22 protein-coding genes are annotated in these 22302 nt (G+C 65.0%); 15 read left to right on the top strand and 7 right to left on the bottom strand.

Annotation, left to right across the window (positions count from 1 at the left end):
- The first annotated feature begins 78 nt into the window (after positions 1–78).
- From B0E41_RS20090 to B0E41_RS20030, 13 genes are all read left to right on the top strand, one after another.
- Positions 79–1089 (top strand): ketopantoate reductase family protein, encoded by a 1011-nt coding sequence (locus B0E41_RS20090; RefSeq protein WP_077333747.1) that lies wholly within the window; start codon positions 79–81, stop codon positions 1087–1089.
- 19 nt (positions 1090–1108) lie between these two features.
- Positions 1109–1519 (top strand): VOC family protein, encoded by a 411-nt coding sequence (locus B0E41_RS20085; protein ID WP_077333745.1) that lies wholly within the window; start codon positions 1109–1111, stop codon positions 1517–1519.
- 23 nt (positions 1520–1542) lie between these two features.
- Positions 1543–2028, top strand: coding sequence for a MaoC family dehydratase (locus tag B0E41_RS20080; protein ID WP_077333743.1), 486 nt, complete (start codon positions 1543–1545; stop codon positions 2026–2028).
- Positions 2029–2046: 18 nt separating this feature from the next.
- On the top strand, positions 2047–3267 hold the full coding sequence (locus B0E41_RS20075; protein ID WP_077333741.1) for a CoA transferase: 1221 nt from the start codon (positions 2047–2049) through the stop codon (positions 3265–3267).
- Between the two features lie 23 nt (positions 3268–3290).
- Positions 3291–4112: a shikimate dehydrogenase gene (aroE, locus tag B0E41_RS20070; RefSeq protein ID WP_077333739.1), complete on the top strand. Its 822-nt coding sequence runs from the start codon at positions 3291–3293 to the stop codon at positions 4110–4112.
- 64 nt (positions 4113–4176) lie between these two features.
- On the top strand, positions 4177–4860 hold the full coding sequence (locus B0E41_RS20065; RefSeq protein ID WP_077333737.1) for a TetR/AcrR family transcriptional regulator: 684 nt from the start codon (positions 4177–4179) through the stop codon (positions 4858–4860).
- 124 nt (positions 4861–4984) lie between these two features.
- A complete protein-coding gene (locus B0E41_RS20060) occupies positions 4985–5518 on the top strand; it encodes a TRAP transporter small permease (protein ID WP_077333735.1) in 534 nt (177 codons plus the stop codon).
- Positions 5519–5541: 23 nt separating this feature from the next.
- Complete coding sequence (locus B0E41_RS20055; RefSeq protein WP_077333733.1) at positions 5542–6822, top strand: TRAP transporter large permease subunit; 1281 nt, start codon at positions 5542–5544, stop codon at positions 6820–6822.
- Between the two features lie 89 nt (positions 6823–6911).
- Complete coding sequence (locus B0E41_RS20050) at positions 6912–7910, top strand: TRAP transporter substrate-binding protein (RefSeq protein WP_077333731.1); 999 nt, start codon at positions 6912–6914, stop codon at positions 7908–7910.
- Between the two features lie 194 nt (positions 7911–8104).
- Positions 8105–9151, top strand: coding sequence for a Gfo/Idh/MocA family oxidoreductase (locus B0E41_RS20045; RefSeq protein WP_077333729.1), 1047 nt, complete (start codon positions 8105–8107; stop codon positions 9149–9151).
- Between the two features lie 35 nt (positions 9152–9186).
- Positions 9187–9663, top strand: coding sequence for a type II 3-dehydroquinate dehydratase (gene aroQ / locus B0E41_RS20040; RefSeq protein WP_077333727.1), 477 nt, complete (start codon positions 9187–9189; stop codon positions 9661–9663).
- Positions 9664–9837: 174 nt separating this feature from the next.
- Positions 9838–10671: a ThiF family adenylyltransferase gene (locus B0E41_RS20035; protein ID WP_077333725.1), complete on the top strand. Its 834-nt coding sequence runs from the start codon at positions 9838–9840 to the stop codon at positions 10669–10671.
- A gap of 10 nt (positions 10672–10681) precedes the next feature.
- Positions 10682–11521 carry a DMT family transporter gene (locus B0E41_RS20030; RefSeq protein WP_253195048.1) on the top strand — a complete coding sequence of 280 codons (840 nt, stop codon included), beginning with the start codon at positions 10682–10684 and terminating at the stop codon, positions 11519–11521.
- A gap of 8 nt (positions 11522–11529) precedes the next feature.
- Here the strand turns inward: B0E41_RS20030 and B0E41_RS20025 are convergent, their stop codons facing one another.
- Both B0E41_RS20025 and B0E41_RS20020 read right to left on the bottom strand, forming a co-directional pair.
- Positions 11530–12009, bottom strand: coding sequence for a VOC family protein (locus B0E41_RS20025; protein ID WP_077333721.1), 480 nt, complete (start codon positions 12007–12009; stop codon positions 11530–11532).
- 290 nt (positions 12010–12299) lie between these two features.
- Positions 12300–13562 (bottom strand): hypothetical protein, encoded by a 1263-nt coding sequence (locus B0E41_RS20020; protein ID WP_077333719.1) that lies wholly within the window; start codon positions 13560–13562, stop codon positions 12300–12302.
- Positions 13563–13795: 233 nt separating this feature from the next.
- On the opposite strand from B0E41_RS20020, the gene B0E41_RS20015 reads away from it, so the two are divergent.
- Together B0E41_RS20015 and B0E41_RS20010 are read left to right on the top strand one after the other, a co-directional pair.
- Positions 13796–14137 carry a flagellar basal body protein gene (locus B0E41_RS20015; RefSeq protein ID WP_077333717.1) on the top strand — a complete coding sequence of 114 codons (342 nt, stop codon included), beginning with the start codon at positions 13796–13798 and terminating at the stop codon, positions 14135–14137.
- Positions 14138–14319: 182 nt separating this feature from the next.
- Positions 14320–15174 carry a DUF3047 domain-containing protein gene (locus B0E41_RS20010; protein ID WP_077333715.1) on the top strand — a complete coding sequence of 285 codons (855 nt, stop codon included), beginning with the start codon at positions 14320–14322 and terminating at the stop codon, positions 15172–15174.
- A gap of 6 nt (positions 15175–15180) precedes the next feature.
- Here the strand turns inward: B0E41_RS20010 and B0E41_RS20005 are convergent, their stop codons facing one another.
- The 5 genes from B0E41_RS20005 to B0E41_RS19985 all read right to left on the bottom strand — a co-directional run bounded on the left by B0E41_RS20005 (position 15181) and on the right by B0E41_RS19985 (position 22301).
- The gene (locus tag B0E41_RS20005; protein ID WP_077333713.1) at positions 15181–15813 is read right to left on the bottom strand and encodes a hypothetical protein; all 633 of its coding nucleotides are present in this window, start codon (positions 15811–15813) and stop codon (positions 15181–15183) included.
- A 49-nt stretch (positions 15814–15862) separates the two neighbouring features.
- Entirely contained in the window at positions 15863–17305 is a 1443-nt protein-coding gene (locus B0E41_RS20000) for a phosphatidylserine/phosphatidylglycerophosphate/cardiolipin synthase family protein (protein ID WP_077333711.1), read from the bottom strand.
- Positions 17305–18018 (bottom strand): YebC/PmpR family DNA-binding transcriptional regulator, encoded by a 714-nt coding sequence (locus B0E41_RS19995; protein WP_077333709.1) that lies wholly within the window; start codon positions 18016–18018, stop codon positions 17305–17307. The genes B0E41_RS20000 and B0E41_RS19995 overlap by 1 nt, the downstream gene beginning before the upstream one ends.
- Positions 18019–18168: 150 nt before the next feature.
- Positions 18169–19869 (bottom strand): DUF262 domain-containing protein, encoded by a 1701-nt coding sequence (locus B0E41_RS19990; RefSeq protein ID WP_077333707.1) that lies wholly within the window; start codon positions 19867–19869, stop codon positions 18169–18171.
- A 272-nt stretch (positions 19870–20141) separates the two neighbouring features.
- Positions 20142–22301: a xanthine dehydrogenase family protein molybdopterin-binding subunit gene (locus B0E41_RS19985; protein WP_077333705.1), complete on the bottom strand. Its 2160-nt coding sequence runs from the start codon at positions 22299–22301 to the stop codon at positions 20142–20144.
- Position 22302: the final 1 nt, after the last annotated feature.

Here is a 22302-nt window from a genome sequence, read left to right as displayed (position 1 = left end):
TGCAGTGTATTGAATTCATTCGATAGACGTAATGTGGAGGGCCACCCAGAATCCGCCCCATTCCACAGGAGACAGACAGTGAACATCGCGGTATTGGGCGCAGGCGCTCTGGGTTGTGCCATCGGCGGCACGCTGGCGCAGGCCGGCAACACGGTGGTGCTGATCAACCGCAACGCCGAGCAGGTGAACGCGATCAACAGCCACGGCCTGGTGATGCGCACGCCCGCCGGCGAACAGGTGGTGAAAACCACCGCCGCCACCAGCGCCCAAGGCCTGGCGCCGGTGGACCTGGTGATCGTGCTCGTCAAGTCCTTCCACACCGAAGCCGCCATGGGCGCCGCCACCAACCTCGTGGGCCCACACACCACCGTGCTCTCGCTGCAGAACGGCCTGGGCCATGAAGACGTGCTGGCGCAGATCGTGGGCCGCGATCACGTGCTGGCCGGCAAGACCTACGTGGGCGGCGTCATGCTGGCGCCGGGCCACATCATCAGCGGCACCGAAGGCAAAGAAACGCTGATCGGCGAACTCGACGGCAGCCTCAGCGAGCGCGCGCAGCGCATCGCCGCCACCTTCAACGCGGCCGGCCTGGCCACCACGGTGAGCGACAACATCATGGGCACCATGTGGGACAAGCTGCTCATCAACGTGTCCACCGGCGCGGTGAGCGGCATCACCCGCCTGAGCTACGGCCCGCTCTACCAGATCCCCGAGATCGAGGCCACGGCGGTGGCTGCGGTGCAAGAAGCCATGGACGTGGCCGCCGCGAGCGGCGTGCGCCTGAGCTTCACCGACCCACGCGACGCGTGGCGGAAAGCCAGCGCTGGCCTGCCCGCGGATTTCAAGACCTCCATGCTGCAGAGCCTGGAAAAAGGCTCGGTCACCGAGATCGATTTCATCAACGGCGCGGTGGTGCGCTGGGGCCAGCGCTGCGGTGTGCCGACCCCGGTCAACCAGACCCTCGTCGCCTGCATCAAGGGCATCGAACATGCCCTCCCCCACGCTCCGCCGCTGCGCGGGTCGCTGCCCCCCGAGGGGGCGCGTTTCGCCTTGGGGCGGCCCGGCGGCGAAACAGCCTTGCCCCAATAACTTCATCGAGAGACATCCCATGACAACACCTTTCACACCCCCTACCCGCGCGTATGTCGAACATGTGGCCGTGCGCGTCAAAGACATCCACTGGCACATCAAATTCTTCTACGAGGTGCTGGGCATGGACGTGCGCGAGATCGACGGCCCGACCGACGACCCGCGCCAGTACTGGACGCTGGGCGGCATGCAACTCATGGCCACACCCGGCTTCGAGGCACCCCCGAGCAACGACGCGGGCTGGCTGGCCCACCTGGGTGTGATGGTGGACGACCTGGAGGTCGCGCTGAAAGCCGCCGAACCCTGGGGCGTGAAGACCCTGCCGCAAGGCCACAACTGGCTGCAGCTGCCCGACGGCCTGGCCGTGGAGCTGATCCAGGCCGCGCCCGGCAGCGTGGCCGCCGCCCTGGCCGTCAAACCCCGCGCCTGAACCCTCTCCAGCGAGCACCGACCATGAAACTCACCCCACTCGTCATCTCCTTCAACACGCCCGAAAAATACTGGGACGACGCTGCCGAAGGCGACGTCTGCGTCAGCCCGACCTATGAGGTGACTGAGGAGCGCATCAACGCCTACGCCGTGCTCACCGGCGACTACACGCCCGTGCACATCGACGAGGACTACGCGAAGACCACGCCCTTCGGCACCCGCGTGGCGCACGGCCTGCTGGGCCTGTCCATCGCCGACGGCCTGAAGACACAGAGCGAGTACCGCTTCCTGCCCGGCATGTCGCTGGGCTGGACCTGGGACTTCCTGTTGCCCATCAAGATCAACGACACGCTGCACGTGAAGTTCACCGTGACGGGCCTGCGCGCCAGCAAGAGCCGCCCGGGCTGGGGCATCGTGATCCTGCCGTCCGAACTCATCAACCAACATGGCCAGACGGTTCACAAGGGCGAACACCGCCTGATGATCCCCCGCCGTCCAGGCGCCTTCTGAGCGAAACGCGAGCCCACCATGACCCAAGCCCTTCCCCTCGCCGGTATCCGCGTCATCGACTACAGCCACTTCCTGGCGGGCCCCTACGTGGGCCGCTGCCTGGCCGCGCTGGGCGCCGAAGTCATCAAGGTCGAGCGTCCCGGCTCCGGTGACGCCGGCCGCCAGCACGCACACGTCCTGGACGACAAGTCCAGCGGCTACTTCCTGCAGCTCAACATGGGCAAGCAGGGCGTGAGCGTCAACATGAAAGACCCGCGCGGCAAGGCCTTCATGCAGAAGCTGTGCGACAGCGCGGACGTGTTCATCGAGAACTACCGCCCCGGCGCGCTCGACAAACTGGGCCTGGGTTTTGCCGAACTCTCGGCGCGCAATCCGAAGCTGGTGTACTGCTCGATCTCGGCCTACGGCCACACCGGGCCGGACTCCCACCGCGCCGGCTTCGGCCTGATCGCCGAGGCCAAGAGCGGCATCATGCAGATGGTGGGCAACCCCGGCGAAGCGCCGCCGCTGCTGCGCATTTCACTGGGCGACATGTACACCGGCATCCACGCCGTGGCCGCCATCAACGCCGCCCTGCTCGGCCGCGTCACCAGCGGGAGGGGCCAGCACATCGACATGGCGCTGTACGACACCCTGGTCTCCATGCACGAGTACGCGGTGCAGTGCTACACGCTCTCGGGCGGCACCGTGCTGCCGCAGCAGACCGGGCACGACATGCCCACCTCCACGCTCTACGGCGTGTTCCGCGCCAGCGACGGCGACCTGGTGATCGCCGCTCAGGTGGACGACGCCTGGAAGCGCTTCGCCGCGATGCTGGAACAACACGGTGGCCCCGTCGGCTTCGGTGGCGACGCACGCTTCCACAGCCTGAACGGCCGCAATGAACACCGGGTGGAGATCCTCGCAGCGGTCAAAGCCTGGGTAGCGGCGCGCAGCGTGGCCGAGGTGCTGGCCCTGCTCGACGGCATCGACGTGCCATCGGCCAAGGTGCAGCGCATCGACGACGTCATCAACGACCCGCAGATCCAGGCGCGCGGCATGGTCCAGGAGCAGGACCACCCACGCTACGGCAAGCTGCGCCTGCCCAACCTGCCGTTCCGTTTCTCCGACTGCGACACCACCATCCACCGGGTCGCGCCCGACCTGGGTGAACACAACGCCGAGGTGGCGGCCACCCTGGGCTACAGCGCCGGCGAGATCGCCGCCCTGCAGGCCGACGGCGTGCTGTTTGCCCAGTAACCCACCCCGTTTTGGAGCCCACCATGACAGACGTCTATGCCGTGATCGGCAACCCCATCGGTCACACCAAGTCGCCACTCATCCACGGCCTGTTTGCCGAGGCGACGCAACAAGACATGGTCTACAGCAGCATCGAAGGCCGGATCGGCCAGTTCGCGGCCGACATGGCCGCCTTTCGCACGGCGGGCGGCCGTGGGATGAACGTCACCGCGCCCTTCAAGCTCGACGCCTTCGCCTGCGCCACCGAGCGTTCACCGCGTGCGCAGATGGCCGGCGCGGTGAACGCGCTCAAGTTCGACGGCGACCGCGTGATCGCCGAGAACTTCGACGGTGTCGGCCTGACCCGTGACGTCACCCACAACCTGGGCTGTGCGCTCCAGGGCAAGCGGGTGCTGCTGCTCGGCGCGGGTGGCGCAGCGCGAGGCGCGCTGCTGCCTTTTCTGGAGCAACAGCCGGCCAGTCTGGTGATCACCAACCGCACGCTGGACAAAGCCGAAGCGCTGGCGAAGGAAGCCGCCGCCCACGGCCCGGTGAGCGCCTGCGCATATGCCGAGCTGGTGGGCCAGCAGTTCGACGTGGTGTTCAACGCCACCTCGGCCAGCCTGCGCGCCGAGCTGCCGCCGGTGCCCGCTGCGGTGTTCGCGCCCGGCGCGCTGGCCTACGAGCTGGCCTACGGCAAGGGCCTCACACCCTTCCTGCGCCTGGCCCAGCAGGCCGGGGTGTCCCAGCTCGCCGACGGCGTGGGCATGCTGGTGGAACAGGCCGCCGAGGCCTTCGCCTGGTGGCGCGGCGTGCGCCCGCAGACCGGCCCGGTGATTGAACGGCTGACCGTGCCGCTGGTCTGATTCCGGGCAACCCGAACCCACAGAAAAGGGCCCGCCGTGCGCACCTTGATCCTATACTGCCGAAATGAACGAACCAGTACATTCCCGGAGACAAGGGGTTCGCGCCAGGCCGCTTGCAGTGAAGGAGCCCACGCGCACCAACGACCCCGAACGCACCATGGCCAACATCATGGAAGTGGCGATGGCGGAGTTCGCGGAGAAGGGGCTGGCGGGTGCGCGCATCGACGAAATCGCGGCCGCCACGCACACCAGCAAGCGCATGATCTATTACTACTTCGGCAGCAAGGAAGGCCTGTACCTGGCCGTGCTGGAGGAGTCGTACCGCCGCATGCGGGAGATCGAAGGCCAGCTCAAGCTGGACGACCTGGAACCCGAGGCCGCGTTGCGCCGCCTGGTGGAATTCACCTTCGACCACCACGCGGGCAACGAGACCTACATCCGCCTGGTCGTCTCGGAAAACATGAACCGCGGCCAGTTCCTGGCACAAAGCAAAAGCATCCAGCAGCTCAACGTGCCGGCCATCTCGTCCATCCACAAGCTGTACGAGCGTGGCGTGGCCAGCGGCGCGTTCCGCCCGGGTCTGGACCCGATCGACATCCACGCCTCGATCTCGGCGCTGACGTTTTTCAACGTCTCCAACCGCCACACCTTTGGCCTGATTTTCAAGCGCGATTTTGCGACCCAGGCCGTGGCCACACACCGGCGCGCGGCCGTGGTGGACATGGTGGTGCGCTTCGTCAGGAAATGACGCCCCAAAGGGGACCCAGCGAAGAAACAGGCGGATGAACGGCGGTAAAAATTAGGGTAATCCCTGATTTATAAAAACTAACCAGTTCGTACATTTACGACTCAGAACAACCAGGAGACACACCGTGATCCAGAAAATTCTTGACCAATACTGCCGGGCACTGTCGGTGCTCATGGTCGTCAGCCTCGTGCTGATGGTGATCATGGTGTTTGGCAACGTTGTCATGCGCTATGGCTTCAACTCCGGCATCACCCTCTCTGAAGAGCTGTCACGCTGGCTCTTCGTGTGGATGACCTTTCTGGGTGGTGTGGTGGCGCTCAACGAACGCGCCCACCTCGGCACCGACTCGCTCATCTCCCGCCTGCCACGGGCCGGACAGAAGCTGTGTCTGGGCGCCAGCCTGGTGGCCATGCTGCTCATCTGCGGGATGATCTTCAAAGGCTCGCTGGAACAGGTGAAGGTCAACTGGGAGTCCACCAGCGCCGTCATGGAAACCTCAATGGGCTACTTCTACGCCAGCGGCATGGTCTTCGCCATCCTGGGCGCGCCCATCCTCGTCTTCAACCTCTGGCGCCTGCTCTCCGGCCAGATGGCCGACAACGAACTGATCGGCATCCGCGAGTCGGACGACATGCCCCACGGCGACCCCCACCCCTGATCTGAGCCCCACGGAGACACCACATGACCATTGCCATCTTCCTGGGTGCCCTGATCGCTGCGATGGCGATCGGCATTCCCATCTCGTTCTCCCTGCTCATCAGCGGCACCGCGCTGATGTGGCACCTCGACATGTTCGACTCGCAGATCCTGGCGCAGAACCTGATCGAGGGCTCCAACAGCTTCCCGCTGCTGGCGGTGCCCTTCTTCATGCTGGCCGGTGAAATCATGAACGCCGGCGGCCTGTCCAAGCGCATCGTGCTGTTCGCCATGTCGCTGGTGGGCCACGTGCGCGGCGGCCTGGGTTACGTGGCCATCATGGCCGCCGTGATCATGGCCGCGCTCTCCGGTTCGGCCGTGGCCGACGCCGCGGCACTCTCGGCCCTGCTGCTGCCGATGATGGTGCACGCTGGCCATAACAAGGCCCGCTCTGCCGGCCTGCTGGCCTCGGCCTCGATCATTGCGCCCATCATCCCGCCCTCGATCGGCTTCGTGATCTTTGGCGTCGCGGCCAACGTGTCGATCTCCAAGCTGTTCCTGGCCGGCATTGCCCCCGGCGTCATGCTGGCGGCCGCGCTGTGCTTCACCTGGTGGTGGGTGGCGCGCAAGGAAATGGTGACCCCGCCCGCCCGCAAGAACAGCGGTGAAGTGATTCATGCCCTCAAGGAGGCGGCTTACGCCATGGGCCTGCCGGTGATCGTGATCGTGGGCCTGAAGTTCGGTGTGTTCACGCCCACCGAAGCGGCCGTGGTCGCGGCGGTGTACGCCCTGGTGATCTCCATGTTCGTGTACCGCGAACTCAAGTGGAGCCAGCTGTTCGGCCTGTTCCTCGCCGCGGCGAAGACCACCTCGGTGATCATGTTCCTGGTGGCGGCCGCCATGGTCTCGGCCTGGCTCATCACCGTGGCCCAGTTGCCGGCCCAGCTGGTGGAGCTGCTGGCCCCCCTGATGGACAACCCCAAGGTGCTGATGGCCGCCATCATGCTGCTGGTGATCATCGTGGGCACCGCGATGGACATGACGCCCACCATCCTGATCCTGACCCCGGTGCTGATGCCCATCGTCAAGGCAGCCGGCATCGACCCCGTCTACTTCGGCGTGCTGTTCATCATGAACAACGCCATCGGCCTGATCACGCCGCCCGTGGGCACCGTGCTCAACACCGTGGCCGGCGTCGGCAAGATCAGCATGGACGACGTCACCAAGGGCGTGTGGCCTTTCATGATCGCGCAGTTCCTGCTGATGTTCCTGATGGTGCTGTTCCCCGAGATCGTGACGGTCCCGGCGCGCTGGCTCGCGGGCTGACCCGCCTGTTTTTCCTTCGCCACCCGTGTCTGGTACGCCGCAGGTGGCCCCCTTTTTCTGCGTACTTTTCTCATCCCTCTGGAGACAACATGAAACGTCTGATGCTCAAAACCCTGGTGGCCGCCTTGGCCGTGGCTGCTTTCGGTGTGGCGCAAGCCCAGGAACGCACCCTGAAGTTCGGTCTGAACGGCCCCGAAGGTCACCCCGCGGTCGCCGGCATGAAGAAATTCAAGGACGCCGTGGAAGCCAAGTCGGGCGGCAAGTTGAAGGTCAACATCTTCCTGAACGGCTCGCTGGGCAGCGACCAGGCCGTGGTCTCCGCGCTCAAGGGCGGCACCATCGAAATGGCCGTCATGAACAGCGGCATCCTGGCCAGCGAAGCCAAGGAACTGGCGATTTTCGACTTCCCCTTCCTGTTCGCCAACGAAAAGGAATCCGACGCCATCGTGGACGGCCCCGTGGGCAAAAAGATGCACGCCCTGCTCGAAGCCAAGGGCATCGTCGGCCTGTCGTACTGGGAACTGGGCTACCGCCAGATCACCAACAGCAAGCGTGCCATCGTCTCGGTGGAAGACATTGAAGGCCTGAAGCTGCGCGTGATCCCCAACCCGATCAACGTGGACTGGGTCAAGGCCCTGGGCGCCAACCCCACGCCGCTGCCTTTCCCCGAGGTGTACGCCGCGCTGGAACAGAAAGCCATCGACGGCCAGGAAAACCCGGTCTCCGTGATCGCGTCCAACAAGTTCTGGGAAGTGCAGAAGCACATCACCCTGACCAACCACCAGTACAACCCGCAATCGGTCATCTTCAGCAAGAAGGTCTGGGACAGCCTGACCCCCGCCGAGAAGAAGATCATCGACGAGTCGTCTGACGAAGCCGCTAAGGCACAGCGCGAAGCCGCACGCGGCGCCGTGGCCAAGAACCTGGACCTGCTCAAGCAAAACGGCATGACCATCAGCCAGTTCCCGGCGGCCGAAGTGGCCAAGCTGCGCACCAAGATGCAGCCCGTGATCGCCAAGTACTCCGCCACCGTGGGTGAAGCCACGGTCAACGAAGTCATGGGCGAACTGGCCAAGCTGCGGAAGTGATTTGACCCACCCCTGCCACGGCCCTAAGGGGCCGTGACCCCCTCAAGGGGGCGGCGCTGGCGGCCCGGCTAAGCCGGTTCCGCGGCGCCTGCTGGGTGAAGTCATTTCGCGCCGCCTTCCTGCCTTCCTTCTTTCGTGTCTGCCGGTTCCGCATTCGGAGCTGGCAGACAACCTTTCACGAATCTCTCTCCACCATGCCCAAGACCCGCATTGCCGTTGCCGGTGCTGGCCTGATCGGTCAGGCCCACATCGGTGTGCTGCTGGCCAGCCCGACGTGCGCGCTGTCGGCCGTGGTGGACCCTTCTCCTGCGGCCGCCGCTGTGGCCTCTGAGGCCGGTGTGCCGCTGTACGCGAGCATCGACGAGCTGCTGGCCCAGGGCCGGCCCGATGGCCTGTTGCTGGCCACGCCCAATTCGCTGCATGTGCCGCAGGCGCTGCAGTGCATTGCCGCAGGCCTGCCCATCCTGCTGGAAAAACCCATCGCCACCACCGTGGCCGAAGGCCAGACGCTGGTGGACGCCGTCGAGCGCAGCGGCGCCCGGGTGCTGATCGGCCACCACCGCGCGCACAGTCCCATCATGGCCAAGGCCCGGCAGGTGGTGCAGTCCGGCCAGCTCGGCCGGCTGGTCACCGTCATGGGCAGCGCCACTTTCTACAAGCCCGACGCCTACTTCGACGGCGGCCCGTGGCGCCGCGAGGCTGGCGGCGGCCCGATCCTGATCAACATGATCCACGAGGTGCACAACCTGCGCATGCTGTGCGGCGAGATCGTGGCCGTGCAGGCGTTCGCGTCCAGCGCCATACGCGGCTTCGCGGTGGAAGACACCGTGGCCATCAACCTGCGCTTTGCCAACGGCGCGCTGGGCAGCTTCATGCTCAGCGACACCGCCGCCTGCCCACGCAGCTGGGAGCAGACCTCGCAAGAAAACAAGGCCTACGCGAGCTGCGACGACGAAGACTGCTACGTGGTCGCCGGCACCCACGGCAGCCTCTCGGTGCCAACCATGCGCCTCAAGACCTATCCGCGCGACGAAGACCGCTCGTGGTGGAAACCGTTTGAGGTGGGCACCGTGGGCATGGTGCGCGACGACCCGCTCAAGCACCAGATCGAACACTTCGGCGCCGTGGTGCGCGGCGAAACCACCCCGCTGGTGAGCGCGCGCGACGGCCTGCAAAATCTCCGCGTGACCGAAGCCATCGCCGAGGCGGCCGCCAGCGGCCGCGTGGTCGACTTGCACTGAACCCCACCCACCCCGCATTCCCCCCTGGAGAACCCATGAAAAAAATCCTCGTCCTGAACGGCCCCAACCTCAACCTGCTCGGCCAGCGCGAGCCCGCGCAGTACGGCTACACCACCCTGCCCGACGTGGAGGCCTTCTGCAAAGCGCACGGCGAGAAGATCGGCTACGAAGTGGAGTGCCTGCAGAGCAACTGGGAAGGCGCGCTGATCGACAAGATCCACGAGTACGGCCGCCTCTTCAAAGAAGGCAAGGCCCTGGGCGTGGTCATCAACCCCGGCGCGCTGACCCACACCTCCATCGCGCTGCACGACGCCATCAAGGGCGTGGAGCCGCTGCCCGTCATCGAGTGCCACATCTCCAACGTGCACGCCCGCGAAGCCTTCCGCCACCACTCCTGGGTGTCGCCCGCCGCGGCCGGCATCGTGATCGGTTTCGGCGTCGACGGCTACCTGATCGCCATGGACGGCCTGGTGCGCAAATTCGTGAACTCCGCCGCCACCCAGAAGCCCTGAGCTGAGTACCCGCAGCGTCGCTGACGCCTGCGTGTTTACCCTCAAAGTGCGCGATAAACGCACACAAGAGATCGTTCAACAGACAACACAAACACGTCAGACAACCCGCTTTCAGCCCGACGCTCCTACAGTCCCGCCCAGCCTGTCTTCGCCTCATCCGCACGAGTCCAGATCATGATCAACGGCCACACCGAACTCATCGCCCACATCGGCTACCCGACGCACAGCTTCAAGTCGCCGTCGATCTACAACCCCTATTTCGAGCACGTCGGGGTGAACGCCATCGTCGTGCCCATGGGCTGCAAGCCCGAGGACTACCCGGCCTTCCTCAAGAGCGTCTTCGCGCTCACCAACATCCGTGGCGCGCTGATCACCATGCCGCACAAGGTGGTCACCGTCGGCCTGCTCGACGAAGTGACACCCACCGTCAAGGTGGCCGGCGCCTGCAACGCGGTGAAGCGCCTGCCGGACGGCCGCCTGGTCGGTGACCAGTTCGACGGCGCCGGTTTCGTGCGCGGCGTGATGCGCAAGGGCCTGAAGCTCGACGGCGCGCGCGTGCTGGTGGTGGGCAGCGGCGGCGTGGGCTGCGCGATTGCCGCCTCGCTGGCGGGCGCGGGCATTGGCGCCATCAGCCTGTACGACGTGCACGCCGCCTCGGCCGAAGCCCTGGGCCAGCGCATCCGCGACAACTACCCGGCCATCACCGTCCGCACCGGCAGCAATCACCCGGCCGGCTTCGACCTCGTGGTCAACGCCACGCCCATGGGCATGAACGAAGGCGACCCGCTGCCCGTGGACGTTTCGCGCCTGGACGCGCGCACCTTCGTCGGCGAGGTCGTGATGCGCACCGAAATGACCGCCTTCCTCAGTGCCGCGAAGGCCAAAGGTTGCCCCGTGCAAGTGGGCACCGACATGCTGTTCGAAATGATTCCCGCGTATCTGGAATACTTCGGCTTCCCCACCACCACCGCCGACGTGCTGCGCTCGGTGGCCCGCCTCAGCTACTGAGCACGCCGCGCTGTCGGGCCGCGCCGTCGCCGCCACCGCCTGCTTCGCCCTGCTCGACACCACCTCGCAATACGTGGGCGGCGTGGTGCCCGTGATGATGGCCGTGTGGCTGCGCTTCGTGGTGCAGACCGGCATGACCGCCGCCATGCTCTACCCCAGCCAGGGCCGGTCGCTCTTCATCACCAAGGCACCTGGCTGGCAGCTGCTGCGCGGTGCACTCATGGTCAGCTCGGGCACGCTCGCCTACATGGCGCTGCAGCACGTGCCGGTGGGCGAATTCACCGCCATCCTCATGCTCGTGCCGCTGGCCATCACCGTGCTCGCCGCGCCGCTGTTGCGCGAGCGCGTGTCCGCCCTCACCTGGGTTCTCGTGGCCGGCGGCTTCATCGGCGCGCTGATCGTGATCCGCCCCAAGACCGCCGATTTCGCGGGCGGCCTGCACGGCGCCATGTTCCTGCCGCTGGTGCTTGTGTTCATCAATGCGCTGTTCCAGATCGTGACCAGCAAGATGGTGAAGACCGAAGACCCGGGCACCATGCACTTCTACACCGGCCTCACCGGCCTGGTGTTCGGCACCATCGCCCTGCCCTGGAGCTGGGCGCCCATGGCCACCTGGCAACTCTGGGCGTTGGTCGGGCTCATGGGCGTGTTCGGCTCGCTCGGCCACTATCTGATGATCCAGGCCTACCACCGCGCGCCTGCCTCTCGCATCACCCCCTACATGTACGCCCAGATCGCCTTTGCCACGCTCGGGGGCTGGGTGGTGTTCGGGCATGCGCCCGATGGGTGGACGGTGCTGGGGGTGGCGTTGATAGCGCTGTGTGGCGGGTTGGGGGTGCGGGTTCGGTGAAGGAAGCGTCAGCCGCGGCGGGCTGCTTCGATCGCTGCGATGTCGATCTTTGTCATTTCCATCATGGCTTCGAACGCGCGTTTGGCCGCCGCCGCATCAGGGTCGGTGATCGCGGCCGTCAGGGCCCGTGGCGTGATTTGCCACGACAGCCCCCACCGGTCCTTGCACCAGCCGCAGGCGCTTGCCTGGCCGCCATTGCCGATGATCGCGTTCCATAAACGATCCGTTTCGGCCTGATCGTCGGTCGCCACCTGGAACGAAAAAGCCTCGCTGTGCTTGAACGTCGGCCCGCCGTTCAGGCCGAGGCAAGCGACGCCCATCACCGTGAATTCGACCGTCAGGACATCGCCCTGTTTTCCCGAGGGATAGTCGCCCGGCGCGCGAAGGACCGCTCCCACCGCGCTGTCCGGGAAGGTCTCGGCATAGAACTTCGCGGCCTCCAGCGCCGTGCCGTCGTACCAGAGACAAATGGTGTTTTTGCTGTTCATTCGAGCGCTCCTGAAGTGGGGCAGCTATTTGACGTTCAGTCCGCCTGATGGGTCAACATCAAGACCCCCATGGAACCGTGGGCACGGATGGGATCGGTCCATGCCCGAAACTGGCCTTCGAGGCGCCGACGTCGGGAGGTCGACCCACCAGCGGCATCCGCGCCGTTTAACTTTTCGCCCTGAAGCAGCCTGTGAGCCTGCCTGGGGCATTTAAGAATCCACTACTCAGTGGTGCAGCTTCGCACAGCCAGCTTGCCCGCCGGGCCAACCGGGCGAGTCAATCTATTTCTCTAATTCGCGACCCCTATGGGTCGAAGCGGTCCGCGAAAGCTGGCATGCCAAAGTGGGCTTTCTTCTTTCAGAAAGAAGTACGTTGCCCCGGCCGAGTCCGTTTTGCCATCGACAACGGGAGAAAGGCCGCTTCTACTGCTGAAGACAACACCGACGATGTGGTCCGGTGCGCGATGGAGGAAGGCGCTAGCTCTGATTCTCAATGCCGTTGGTTGCTCCTTAGAGCCCCCGTCTTGTTCGTGTATTGACAGTAACTGATCTGCATCGATGCCTTGCAACTGCACCCAGAACAATGCACCACGCTTGCGTGTGAACTGTCGCGCCGCAGAGTCGTCGAGGGTCGCAAACACCTGGTCCAGCACATCGTCCTCAACTGCACTTTGCATCACAAAGGCAAGCATTCCGCCCGCTGGGGTCCCGTAAACGGCTACCTCTCGATTGGCGGTACCCGTCGCATCGTCAATTGCCTTCCTCAACTCGTCACGGCTCCTGTCCTTCGCCGCTTCGATCCTGGCCGGATCGAAGGGCTCTATGCGCACTACCGCGCCTCCACCCAAGGTCGCTCCACTACCTGCCAAGATTCGAGTAACAACCTCTCTCCCAAGAGCGCCTTGTTCCTGCGCGTCATCCGGTATTCGATAGGGAACAGTCAGCACAACCGCAAGCCCCGAGCGCAAGTTCTGTGCAACGCTAGCCAAGTCTTTCCACAGCTCGCTCCAGAAATCCAGTGAAGCGCGTCGATGGATACGGCGGCCTTTATTTTCCGAAATGGACTTGCACTCGATCTCGAGCCCACTAGGGCCGAGGTCACCAATCAAGAGATCAAAAGATCCCTCGTTTTTCACTCTGTGCCAAGCCACACGATGCCCCCGACGGGCGAAGTGAGTCGCTGCTTGCAACTCCAAACGCAGACCGTGCATCTCCGTGGAACTGCTGAGGGCAGTTCGAACCCGTCTGACGAATGCTTTGGCCTGCTTGGCCGGGCTCATCTCCAGGACTCTGAGCACCTGGGCAGCAAAGGCCAGCGAAGGAAAGGTGCTTGGGTCGTTACAGGCGTCGTGGGGCACCGTGCCAAACCGCGCCACCAGTCTTCGCAGCCGGTCCAACTGGTATGCGATGGCGTACTCCGAACGCAGGTAGTCACCAAGAAAGTGATTCGCCCGAATCGCCTCTTCCTGCCGCGCCACCGCACCTTGCCAGTGTTCAGCACCAATTGCGGTCGCTAGGCGCCGGTAAATCCTGGGTACATCCTCTGTGGTCATCTGTATAGCTGGCACGTCGCCTCCCTCTTGCCTTTCGATCGAAAGACAAGACTACCAAACTGGCGGAACTCGAAAGCTGACCGTCGTGGCGGTCAGCTCATGTCCGATAGCCGCCCAAGCGACTGAAACCCCCGATCCACCGCCACTCGTCGGACACACCGATCAACCCCTTCAGTCTTCAACCATCCCGCCGAAAAGTCTGTCAGACGCCCCACATCTCGCCGCCACACACCATGTCCATCTCCGCCCTCTCTGGCTCCTCCGTCGCCGCCATCGGCCTGAGTGGCATGCGCGCCGCGCAGCTTCGGCTGGACACGAGCGCGCACAACGTGGCCAACGCGCAGACGCCGGGTTTCCAGCGGCAGGGGGTGACGCAGACGGCCCGGCCAGGCCTGGGAGGTGTGGACGCGCAGGTGAATCAGGACGCGGCGGGCACGTCGGCTGGTGGCGACTTCGGGCACCTGGCCGAAGACATGGTCGCGCAGCGCATGAGCGTCTACAGCTTTGCGGCCAACCTGCGCACGGTCGAGACGGAAGACCGCGTGTTGGGCACGCTGCTGGACACCCGGGCCTGATCCCAACCGGTCGAACACCGGCGCCTTCCAGCCGTAACAGGCCGCGAGGCCGGTAACCGAAGGCAAAGAGCGCGGCGCTGCAAGCCTCCCTTAAGGCGGGAAACGGCACAATACGTCCCAATTTTTCGCCCTCTTTCGCCCACGCTGGCCCGGCACCCGGCCAGCCCTGACCGCCGTTCGCCATGACGCTTCTTCCCCGCCCCTCCCCTCTCACGCCGCACATCACGACCCGTTTCGCGTCGCTGCTGCTGTGCGCTGTGCTCGCCGCCTGCGCCGGGCCGCAGACCGACACCACAGACGTGGTGGAGGCCGACGAGTCGGAAGAAGACGGTGGCCGCGCCAAGTCGCGCCCGGTGGTGCTGGACGGCACGGCCTGGCAAAGCCGCAACCACATCGAGGGTGTGGCGCCCGCGGCGCGCTGGGAGCATCAGGTCTACATGAACCGCCGGCCCACGCACTACAACGCCACCGAGCACGAAGGCCGCCCGGCGGTGATGGCCCAGGCCGAGGGCGCCAACAGCACGCTGAGCCTGCCCCTGGCGCCCACGCCCGGCGCGCTGCCCAAGCGCATCCGGTTCTCGCTGTTCGTCCCGACGCTCAACCCGGCGTTCGACCTGAAGGAAAAGGGCGAAGACGACGCGGTGGCGCGGCTGATCTTGAGTTTTGAGGGCGACCGCAGCAAGCAGTGGACGGCGCGTGACCACATCGTGTCCGAGCTGTCGAGCCTGATCGCGGGCAAGCCGCTGCCCTACGCGTCGATCATGTATGTGTGGGACAGCCGCTACCCCGCGGGCAGCGTGATCCCCAACCCCTACACCAACCGCATCCGCCAGATCGTGGTGGAGTCCGGCCCGGACCGCCTGAACCAGTGGGTGGACTTTGACCGCGACATCGAGGCCGATTTCAAGAAGGCCTTCGGCGAAACGCCCGGTGCGCTGATCGGGCTGGGCCTGATGACCGACTCCAACAACTCGGGCGCCACGGTGACCGCCTGGTACGGGCCGCTGGACGTGACGCTCTCGGCGCCCACGCGTTAACAGCGATCAGCCGCGCTGATCTTTCAGCGCAGCGGCCATGCGCCGCGGGAAGCGCCGGTGGAGGAACAGGTCGCTCACCTCTTTGACGCTGAGGTAACGGCCGGCCTTGCCTTCTTTGCCCATGACCTGCAGCAGGATGGGCCATTCACCGTCCATGAGCTGGCGGTCGAGCAGCCGCGGGCTGGCGGCGCGCTCGATGTTGGCGTCCATCATGCGGTCCAGCGCGGCCCGGTCAAGGCCGCGCTCCTTGCGGCCCCGGGCGTTCACGTGGTCGCTGGCGAATTGATCAAGCCGGTCCAGTTGCTCGGCGTCGACGGTCGCCGTCGCGCTCAGGATGCCCGAGCCCGCACCCTGTTTGTCCAGCGGCCCGCCGCGCAGCGCGTTCAACGCCACACCGTCCATGCCAGCGCGCAGCAGTTGCAGCGGGCCCAGGCCGTTCGCCGCCAGTGCCACCGCGCGGATCGCGGCGGCCGGCAGCGTGGGCTCGCCCTCGCCGGTGCGGGCCACTTTCAAGATGGCGTCCGTCAGCTCGCCGATGGGCACCACGTCGTCGGGCACCAGACCCTGGGCCACCAGGGTCCTGAGGAACGGGCAGGGGTTGTTGGGCGACACGGGTTTCTGGCGGGGCGTGGTGGGCATGGTGGTTCCTTCGTGGCAAACAGGCCCCATGCTAGCGCCGGGACGCGCGCTACAGCAGAAAGTCCAGGAAGCTCGCGAACGGCGTGACCATGCGCATCTGAAAGATCGCGTCGGCGTCGGCGCCTTCGATCAGCGCGTTGTAGCCGCCCGCCCCGGGCGTGCCGCTGATGGGGCGCGATTGCTTCAGGCGCGCCTGCAGGCTCTTGGTCATGGTCGCGGCCAGCGTGGGGTTGTCGCGGCAGATCACGATCAGCTCGGAGTTGAGGTTGGCCGAGCGCGGGTCCATGTTGTAGGTGCCAACCACCACGGTGCGGTCGTCGAACACGGCGCGTTTGCCGTGCACGCCCCAGCGCGCGGAAGCGGGTGCTCTCTCGCCCTGCTTCAGCGGCCGGCCGTCGTAGCCCCAGATTTCGAGGTTGGGCAGGTTCAGGCGGTCCAGCGAGTCGGAGAGGCTGGCCACGGCGTAAAACGCGTCGGTCGAGTGCAGGGTGTTGGTGAGGAACTGCAGCTTCACGCCGCGCTTCAACACGCTCTGCAGCAGCCCGATGCCGTCGCCGCGCAACACGAGGTAAGGGCTTTCAACGATCACGCGTTGGCGCGCTTCGCTCACCAGCTGCGCAATCGCGGTGTAGACGCGGCGGCGCTCGACGCCGGAGCCCGGGTAGTCGGTGACGAAGTGGGTGTCGTTGCAGGTGGTGAAGCTGTGCTGCGGCTGGTGCGCCTTCAACTCGGCGCGCAGCGCGACTTCGGTGGCGGTGGGCTGGGCGAGCAGATCGAGGCCGGCCGCGCTCGCGTCGACCGCCAGGTCTTTCGGGTTGGTCACCCAGTCCGACGCCCAGTAGAGCTCGAAGCTGTCGACAATGGCCGAGGCAATCTCGCCCCGGATCAGCAGATCGCTGTCAAGAAAGTTGTAGTGGGGCGAGAGGTCGAAGTAGTCGTTGCCGATGTTGCGCCCGCCGATCACCGCCTCCTTGCGGTCGACCACGAGCAGCTTGCGGTGGGTGCGGTGTTGCATGGCGAAGAAGCGTGCGATACCCGAGGTGTTGTAGTAGCGCACCTGCACACCCGCCGCCTCCAGCGTGCGCGCGTAGTGCGGCGCGAGCTTGAAGATGGGCATGGCGAAATCAACCAGAATGCGCACCTTCACGCCCTGTGCGGCCTTGCGGGCCAGCGCCTGCGTGATGAGGCGGCTGGCTTCGTCGATTTCGTAGATGAAGAACTCGAGCTCGATGGATTCGCGGGCCTCTTCGATCATGCGCAGGCGCACGGCCAGCGAATCAAAGCCCACATCGAGCAGCGCCACGGGGTGCGGCTTGCGCGAACGCACGTCGGTGGCCGCGTGCTGCGGCGCCTGGCCCAGCCACTGGCGCTCGCTTGCTTCCTGAATGCCCATGAACGCGGCGTAGAACAGCAGCGGCACGCCGATCACCAGCACCAGCAGCGCGATGCCGATCCAGCGCACGAAGCGCCAGGGGTTCCAGCGCGAGGCCATCAGCCGGCCAACCCCGCGAAGACGTTCTGCACGTCTTCGTTTTCGTCGATGGCGGCGAGAAAGGCCTCCACCTCTTCCAGCGCCTCGGCGCTCAGGCTCGCCGGGTTGACCGGGTTCTTGGGCCGGTAGCCGAGCTTGGCGGACAACACGGTGAAGCCCTGCGCCGGCAGCGCGCGGCTGACCAGGTCGAGGTCGGTCGGGTCGGTGAGGAAGACACACACACCCTCTTCGTCGGCGGGTTCGAAGTCTTGCGCGCCGGCCTCGATGGCGGCCATCTCGGCGTCGGCGCCCTTGGCTGCGGCCTCGGCCTCAATGATGCCGACGTGGGCGAAGTCCCACGACACCGTGCCGCTGCTGCCGAGTTGGCCCTTGCGGAACAGCACGCGCATGTCGGAGGCGGCGCGGTTCACGTTGTCGGTCAGGCACTCGACCATCACCGGCACGCGGTGCGGCGCGAAGCCTTCATAGATGACGTGTTCGAAATGCACGGCCTCGCCGGTGAGCCCCGCGCCCTTCTTGATCGCGCGGTCCAGCGTCTCCTTGGGCATGGACACCTTGCGCGCCTGCTCCATCACCAGCCGCAAGCGCGCGTTGGCCGCCGGGTCGGCGCCGTGGCGCGCGGCGATCATGATGTCTTTGGCCAGCTTGCCGAAGAGCCTGCCCTTGGCGTTGGCCGCCAGATCCTTGTGTTTCGCTTTCCACTGCGCGCCCATGGGGAGTTCCTTGTGTTGTGTGCTGACCGGGGGTCCATGAGTTTAGTGGAGCTCCGTCTTGGGGAATGGCTTGAAGCAGCGCTGATCCACGCGCCCCTACTCACGGATTTGAGCGTTGGGTTTAACCGAGAACGACTCTTACCCAGTCCATCAGGAAAAGTCTGAACGCCAAATGTGCGCTGCCCGCTCAGCCATGCGCCGCTGCCTGGCCATCAATGTGGCAGGGCTCCAGTCTGTGGTTCCAGATTCACTCAACTGCCTGGTCTGCTCGTAAGCACTGTCGCGATACAGCTCCAGCTTTTCGCCAAAGGCGGCATTGCGACAGTTGCGATTCAAGGAGGGCTCCAGCAGCAACAGGTTACCCAGTCGGTAGATAAAGTCTTTTTGACGCTCAGGATTGAATGCCTCATCCCATTCACCTGCCGGATTCTCTGGAAGGATGTGCTCGATGGTTCCGGGGTCGGTTTCCCAATCTCTGTTGACTCCAGCGACATCGCTCTCAAGCTGACAGAGCATGTACTTCACCACCTTCTTTCGGCGACCCGTGGTCTCCATCTCCTTGTGCGAGAAGTCACGCATGAACTTTTCGTCATCAACGTAGACACCTCGCAAAAGCCCGAAGACCTCAGCTGGAGTGGATGCCGCACCATCGAGCACAGCTTTGGCTGCGCGGTGGTAGACCGGCTCCAGTTCATTCGTATTCAAGCTACCGATCACGGTGTAACGAACAGAGAGCACGCACAACAATTTCAAAACACGCGTGAAGTCGTCTGGGTTCATGCATTCCCAGGCAGCAAAAACGAGTGGCATGTGCTGACGCACACCAAAAAGCATCAAATCACGCACATATGGCCGAGCCATCGGGCGGTCCATCCAGAACTCATGGGCCGTGTCATCCATGGCGGCAAATACATCGGCGCGCTGCTCCAAGGCACCCATCAGCGCAAACACATCGGCCGATGAGCGCACATCTTCCCGCACCTTCTTGAAAAGACGCTGCTTGCGTATCTGCGGAGAACGACACAACAGGTGGTAACGCAGAAAATCCGGAAACCGTTCGTGCTTGACAGTGCCGATCATCTGGTGCCAGCGCCGCTGAAGTGCCTTCAGATCTGTAGCAGTGGCCACCCGAGAAAACAGATAGTTCTTGAGCAGGTCGGTTGAAGACAGTTCCAGGCCCCGCGCATTGAGGGTTTCAAACACCGTGTAAGCGCTGATGTCATCTTCCACCGTGATCAAGATGAAGAGCAACTGCCGCGCTACCGTGTCAGACAGCAATCGCGCCAGAGCCTCGCCCTCCAGACCCGACTCGGCCAAGCGTTTTCCAAACCATTCAAAACACTGCCACAGCAGGCGGTTGGACTTGGGCAAACCTCTCGGATTCAACGGCGGACGCAACTGCACCAGATAGTCCTGGAAAAAACCGTCGTCGGTATCGTTCAAAAACAGCTTGCTGCTCTCCAGCAACGAAGCTGGATCCTTTTCACCAATGAAGCGGTTGCGCAGCTGGGCGGCCCGGTCCGCATTGGCCGCACGGCTTGCGTGGTCACCCGGCAAATTGTGAAGCCGCTGGATCACCGCAAGCGCCAACAGGCTGAGCGTGGCCACCCGCTGCTGCCCGTCAATGATCTGAAACTCACGGTCTGAAGACGCCTCGACCACCAGCGCCCCCATGTAGTGAAAGCTGCCCGGAGAGGTCAGCAACTCCTGCACGTCGGTCCAAAGGTCTTCCCATTGCTCTTCTTCCCAAGCGTAGTCACGCTGAAACGAAGGCACTCGGTACTTTTTGCCGTTGCCGATCAGGTCCAGAAACGTCACGTCCTGGGTCTTCAACAGATTGCTCTTGGCCATGTTCTTGATGCTGGAAGGTGGGATACAGCGGCGACGATGAGGTGCAGCCCACAGTCTGCTTTCCGACACTGGAAACCCCAACTGTACGATTTCTTCGTACGGTTGCCATAGGCCGACTCCGTCCGCATTGTCCGCCCAAGGTCTGGCTAAACAAGCAACGTCATCGTGATGCGCCTGAGAACTTGTCCAACCATCCTCTGATCAAGAAAAAACCCCGGCCTTGCGAATGGCCGGGGGTTGCACGGGAGGCTTGTGAGAGACGTTGGCGGGCTTCAGGCCTTCTTCAGTTGCTCCGTGTCAAACGGCAGGCTGCGCAGGCGTTTGCCGGTGGCGGCGAACAGCGCGTTGGCCACGGCGGGCGCGATGGGCGGTGTGCCGGGCTCGCCGATGCCGCCGGGTTTTTCGGTGCTCTTGACGATGTGCACCTCCACCTTGGGCATCTCGTGGTGGCGCAGCACGGGGTAGTCGTGGAAGTTGCCCTGCTCCACCCGGCCGTCTTTGAGGGTGATCTTGCCGTAGAGCGCGGCGGTGAGGCCGAACACGATGCCGCCTTCGATCTGGCGTTCGATGATCGCGGGGTTGACCGTCATGCCGCAGTCCACGGCCGCGACCACGCGGTGCACCTTGGGCGAGCCGTCGGGGTTGACCGAGACCTCGACCACCTCGGCCACGTAGCTGCCGAAGCTCTGCGCCACCGCGATGCCGCGGAACACGCCCGCCGGCAGCGGCTTGCCCCAGCCGGCCTTCTGCGCCGCCACTTCGAGCACCTGCTTGTAGCGCGGCTGCTTGTCGAGCAGGGCGCGGCGGAACTGATAGGGGTCCTTGCCGGCGGCGGCGGCCATCTCGTCGATGAAGCTCTCCATGAAGAAGATGTTCTGCGAGTGGCCGACCGAGCGCCAGAACCACACAGTGGGCCCGGGTTCCTTGCGGCCATAGGCAAGGCGCTGGTTGGCGATGTTGTAGGGGTGGTCGGCAATGCCTTCCATGGCGAAGCTGTCCACGCCGTTTTCAGGGATCTTCATGAAGCCCGAGGCATCCATGATGGAGGGCGAACCCACGCCTGCATTCAACACGGTGGCCTTGCCGTCGGCGCTCAGGCCGCCGCTGAATTTCGCCACCGACGCGGGCCGGTAGAAGCCGGCGGCCATGTCGTCTTCGCGGGTGTAGATGAGCTTGACCGGCGCACCGCTGATCTTGGAGAGCAGGGTGGCGTCGATCACGAAGTCGGGCGCGAAGCGGCGGCCGAAGCCCCCGCCCAGCATCATGGTGTTGACCTTGACCTTGCCCGGATCAACCGAAGCCACCTGGCTCAGGATGCCCTGCACCGGGCCCTGGCTCTGCGTGCCGGCCCAGATCTCCACGCCGTCGGGCTTGACCCAGGCGGTGCAGTTCATCGGCTCCATGCAGGCGTGGGCCAGGTAGGGCACCTCGTAGGTGGCCTCCACCGTCTTCGCGCCCTTGGCGTCGGCCGAGCCGGTTTGCAGCGCCACGGCGCTCGCCGTCGACGCGCCCTCGGTGAGCATGGCCGTGACCTTGGCCGAATTCAGGCCGGTGTTGGCGCCGAGGTCCCAGTACAACTCCAGCGCGTCGCGCCCCTTCTTCGCCGCCCAGTAGCCGGTGGCCAGCACGGCCACCCCGGTGGGCAGTGCGATGACCTGCTTCACGCCCTTGACCGCCTTGGCCTTGCTGTCGTCGAGCTTGGCCACCTTGGCGCCCGGCAACGGCGCGCGTGCCATCACCGCGACCAGCATTCCGGGCAGGTCCACGTCGATGCCGTATTTCGCCGAGCCATTGGTCTTGCCCGCCGTGTCCAGCCGGGCCTTGCGCTGGCCGACGATTTTGAAATCTTTCGGGTCTTTCAGCGCCACCTTCTCGGGCGGCTTCTGCTTCGCGGCGGCTTCGGCGAGCGCGCCGTAGCTGAGCTTCTTGCTGCCATGGATCACCTGGCCGGCTTCGGTGCGGCACTCGGCCGCTGGCACCTTCCATTGCTCGGCGGCGGCCGCCACCAGCATGGCGCGCGCGGTGGCGCCGGCGTTGCGCATCACGTCCCAGTGGCCGCGCACCGTGGTCGAGCCGCCGGTGGCCTGCATGCCGAAGGCGGGGTTGTTGAAGGCGGTGTTGGCGGGCGCCTGCTCCACACGCACGTTGGCCCAGTCGGCGTCCAGTTCTTCGGCCATGAGCTGCGGAATCGCGGTCAGCACGCCCTGCCCCATTTCTGACGATCCGCAGACCACGGTGATGCGGTTGTCGGGCGTGATGCGCAGCCAGGCGTTGGGCGTGAAGCTGGCCTCGGCGGCGAGCGCGCGGCCGGCGTGCGGCAGCGTGAAGCCGACCACGAGCGCAGCGCCCGCGCCGGCCAGGAAACCCCGGCGTGTGGCGGTGAAGGGGGCACCGGCGGGGCTGTGAATGTCGGGTGTTTGGGGGGTGTTCATG

Origin of the sequence: Hydrogenophaga sp. A37 (assembly GCF_002001205.1) — a bacterium.
Taxonomy (GTDB): Bacteria; Pseudomonadota; Gammaproteobacteria; order Burkholderiales; family Burkholderiaceae_C; genus Hydrogenophaga.
Note: the sequence above shows the minus strand (reverse complement) of the source record. Positions and strands in the feature narration are given on the sequence as shown.

What these genes read in the sequence shown, in the direction of transcription:
- B0E41_RS20065 (WP_077333737.1), top strand. Translation starts at nt 4,177, where the DNA reads ATGAACGAACCAGTACATTCCCGGAGACAAGGGGTTCGCGCCAGGCCG.
- B0E41_RS20080 (WP_077333743.1), top strand. Translation starts at nt 1,543, where the DNA reads ATGAAACTCACCCCACTCGTCATCTCCTTCAACACGCCCGAAAAATAC.
- B0E41_RS19990 (WP_077333707.1), bottom strand. Translation starts at nt 19,869, where the DNA reads ATGGCCAAGAGCAATCTGTTGAAGACCCAGGACGTGACGTTTCTGGAC.
- B0E41_RS20015 (WP_077333717.1), top strand. Translation starts at nt 13,796, where the DNA reads ATGTCCATCTCCGCCCTCTCTGGCTCCTCCGTCGCCGCCATCGGCCTG.
- B0E41_RS19985 (WP_077333705.1), bottom strand. Translation starts at nt 22,301, where the DNA reads ATGAACACCCCCCAAACACCCGACATTCACAGCCCCGCCGGTGCCCCC.
- B0E41_RS20035 (WP_077333725.1), top strand. Translation starts at nt 9,838, where the DNA reads ATGATCAACGGCCACACCGAACTCATCGCCCACATCGGCTACCCGACG.
- B0E41_RS20085 (WP_077333745.1), top strand. Translation starts at nt 1,109, where the DNA reads ATGACAACACCTTTCACACCCCCTACCCGCGCGTATGTCGAACATGTG.
- B0E41_RS20000 (WP_077333711.1), bottom strand. Translation starts at nt 17,305, where the DNA reads ATGGCCTCGCGCTGGAACCCCTGGCGCTTCGTGCGCTGGATCGGCATC.
- B0E41_RS20045 (WP_077333729.1), top strand. Translation starts at nt 8,105, where the DNA reads ATGCCCAAGACCCGCATTGCCGTTGCCGGTGCTGGCCTGATCGGTCAG.
- B0E41_RS20010 (WP_077333715.1), top strand. Translation starts at nt 14,320, where the DNA reads ATGACGCTTCTTCCCCGCCCCTCCCCTCTCACGCCGCACATCACGACC.
- B0E41_RS20025 (WP_077333721.1), bottom strand. Translation starts at nt 12,009, where the DNA reads ATGAACAGCAAAAACACCATTTGTCTCTGGTACGACGGCACGGCGCTG.
- B0E41_RS20005 (WP_077333713.1), bottom strand. Translation starts at nt 15,813, where the DNA reads ATGCCCACCACGCCCCGCCAGAAACCCGTGTCGCCCAACAACCCCTGC.
- B0E41_RS20020 (WP_077333719.1), bottom strand. Translation starts at nt 13,562, where the DNA reads ATGACCACAGAGGATGTACCCAGGATTTACCGGCGCCTAGCGACCGCA.
- B0E41_RS20050 (WP_077333731.1), top strand. Translation starts at nt 6,912, where the DNA reads ATGAAACGTCTGATGCTCAAAACCCTGGTGGCCGCCTTGGCCGTGGCT.
- B0E41_RS19995 (WP_077333709.1), bottom strand. Translation starts at nt 18,018, where the DNA reads ATGGGCGCGCAGTGGAAAGCGAAACACAAGGATCTGGCGGCCAACGCC.
- B0E41_RS20055 (WP_077333733.1), top strand. Translation starts at nt 5,542, where the DNA reads ATGACCATTGCCATCTTCCTGGGTGCCCTGATCGCTGCGATGGCGATC.
- B0E41_RS20075 (WP_077333741.1), top strand. Translation starts at nt 2,047, where the DNA reads ATGACCCAAGCCCTTCCCCTCGCCGGTATCCGCGTCATCGACTACAGC.
- aroQ (WP_077333727.1), top strand. Translation starts at nt 9,187, where the DNA reads ATGAAAAAAATCCTCGTCCTGAACGGCCCCAACCTCAACCTGCTCGGC.
- aroE (WP_077333739.1), top strand. Translation starts at nt 3,291, where the DNA reads ATGACAGACGTCTATGCCGTGATCGGCAACCCCATCGGTCACACCAAG.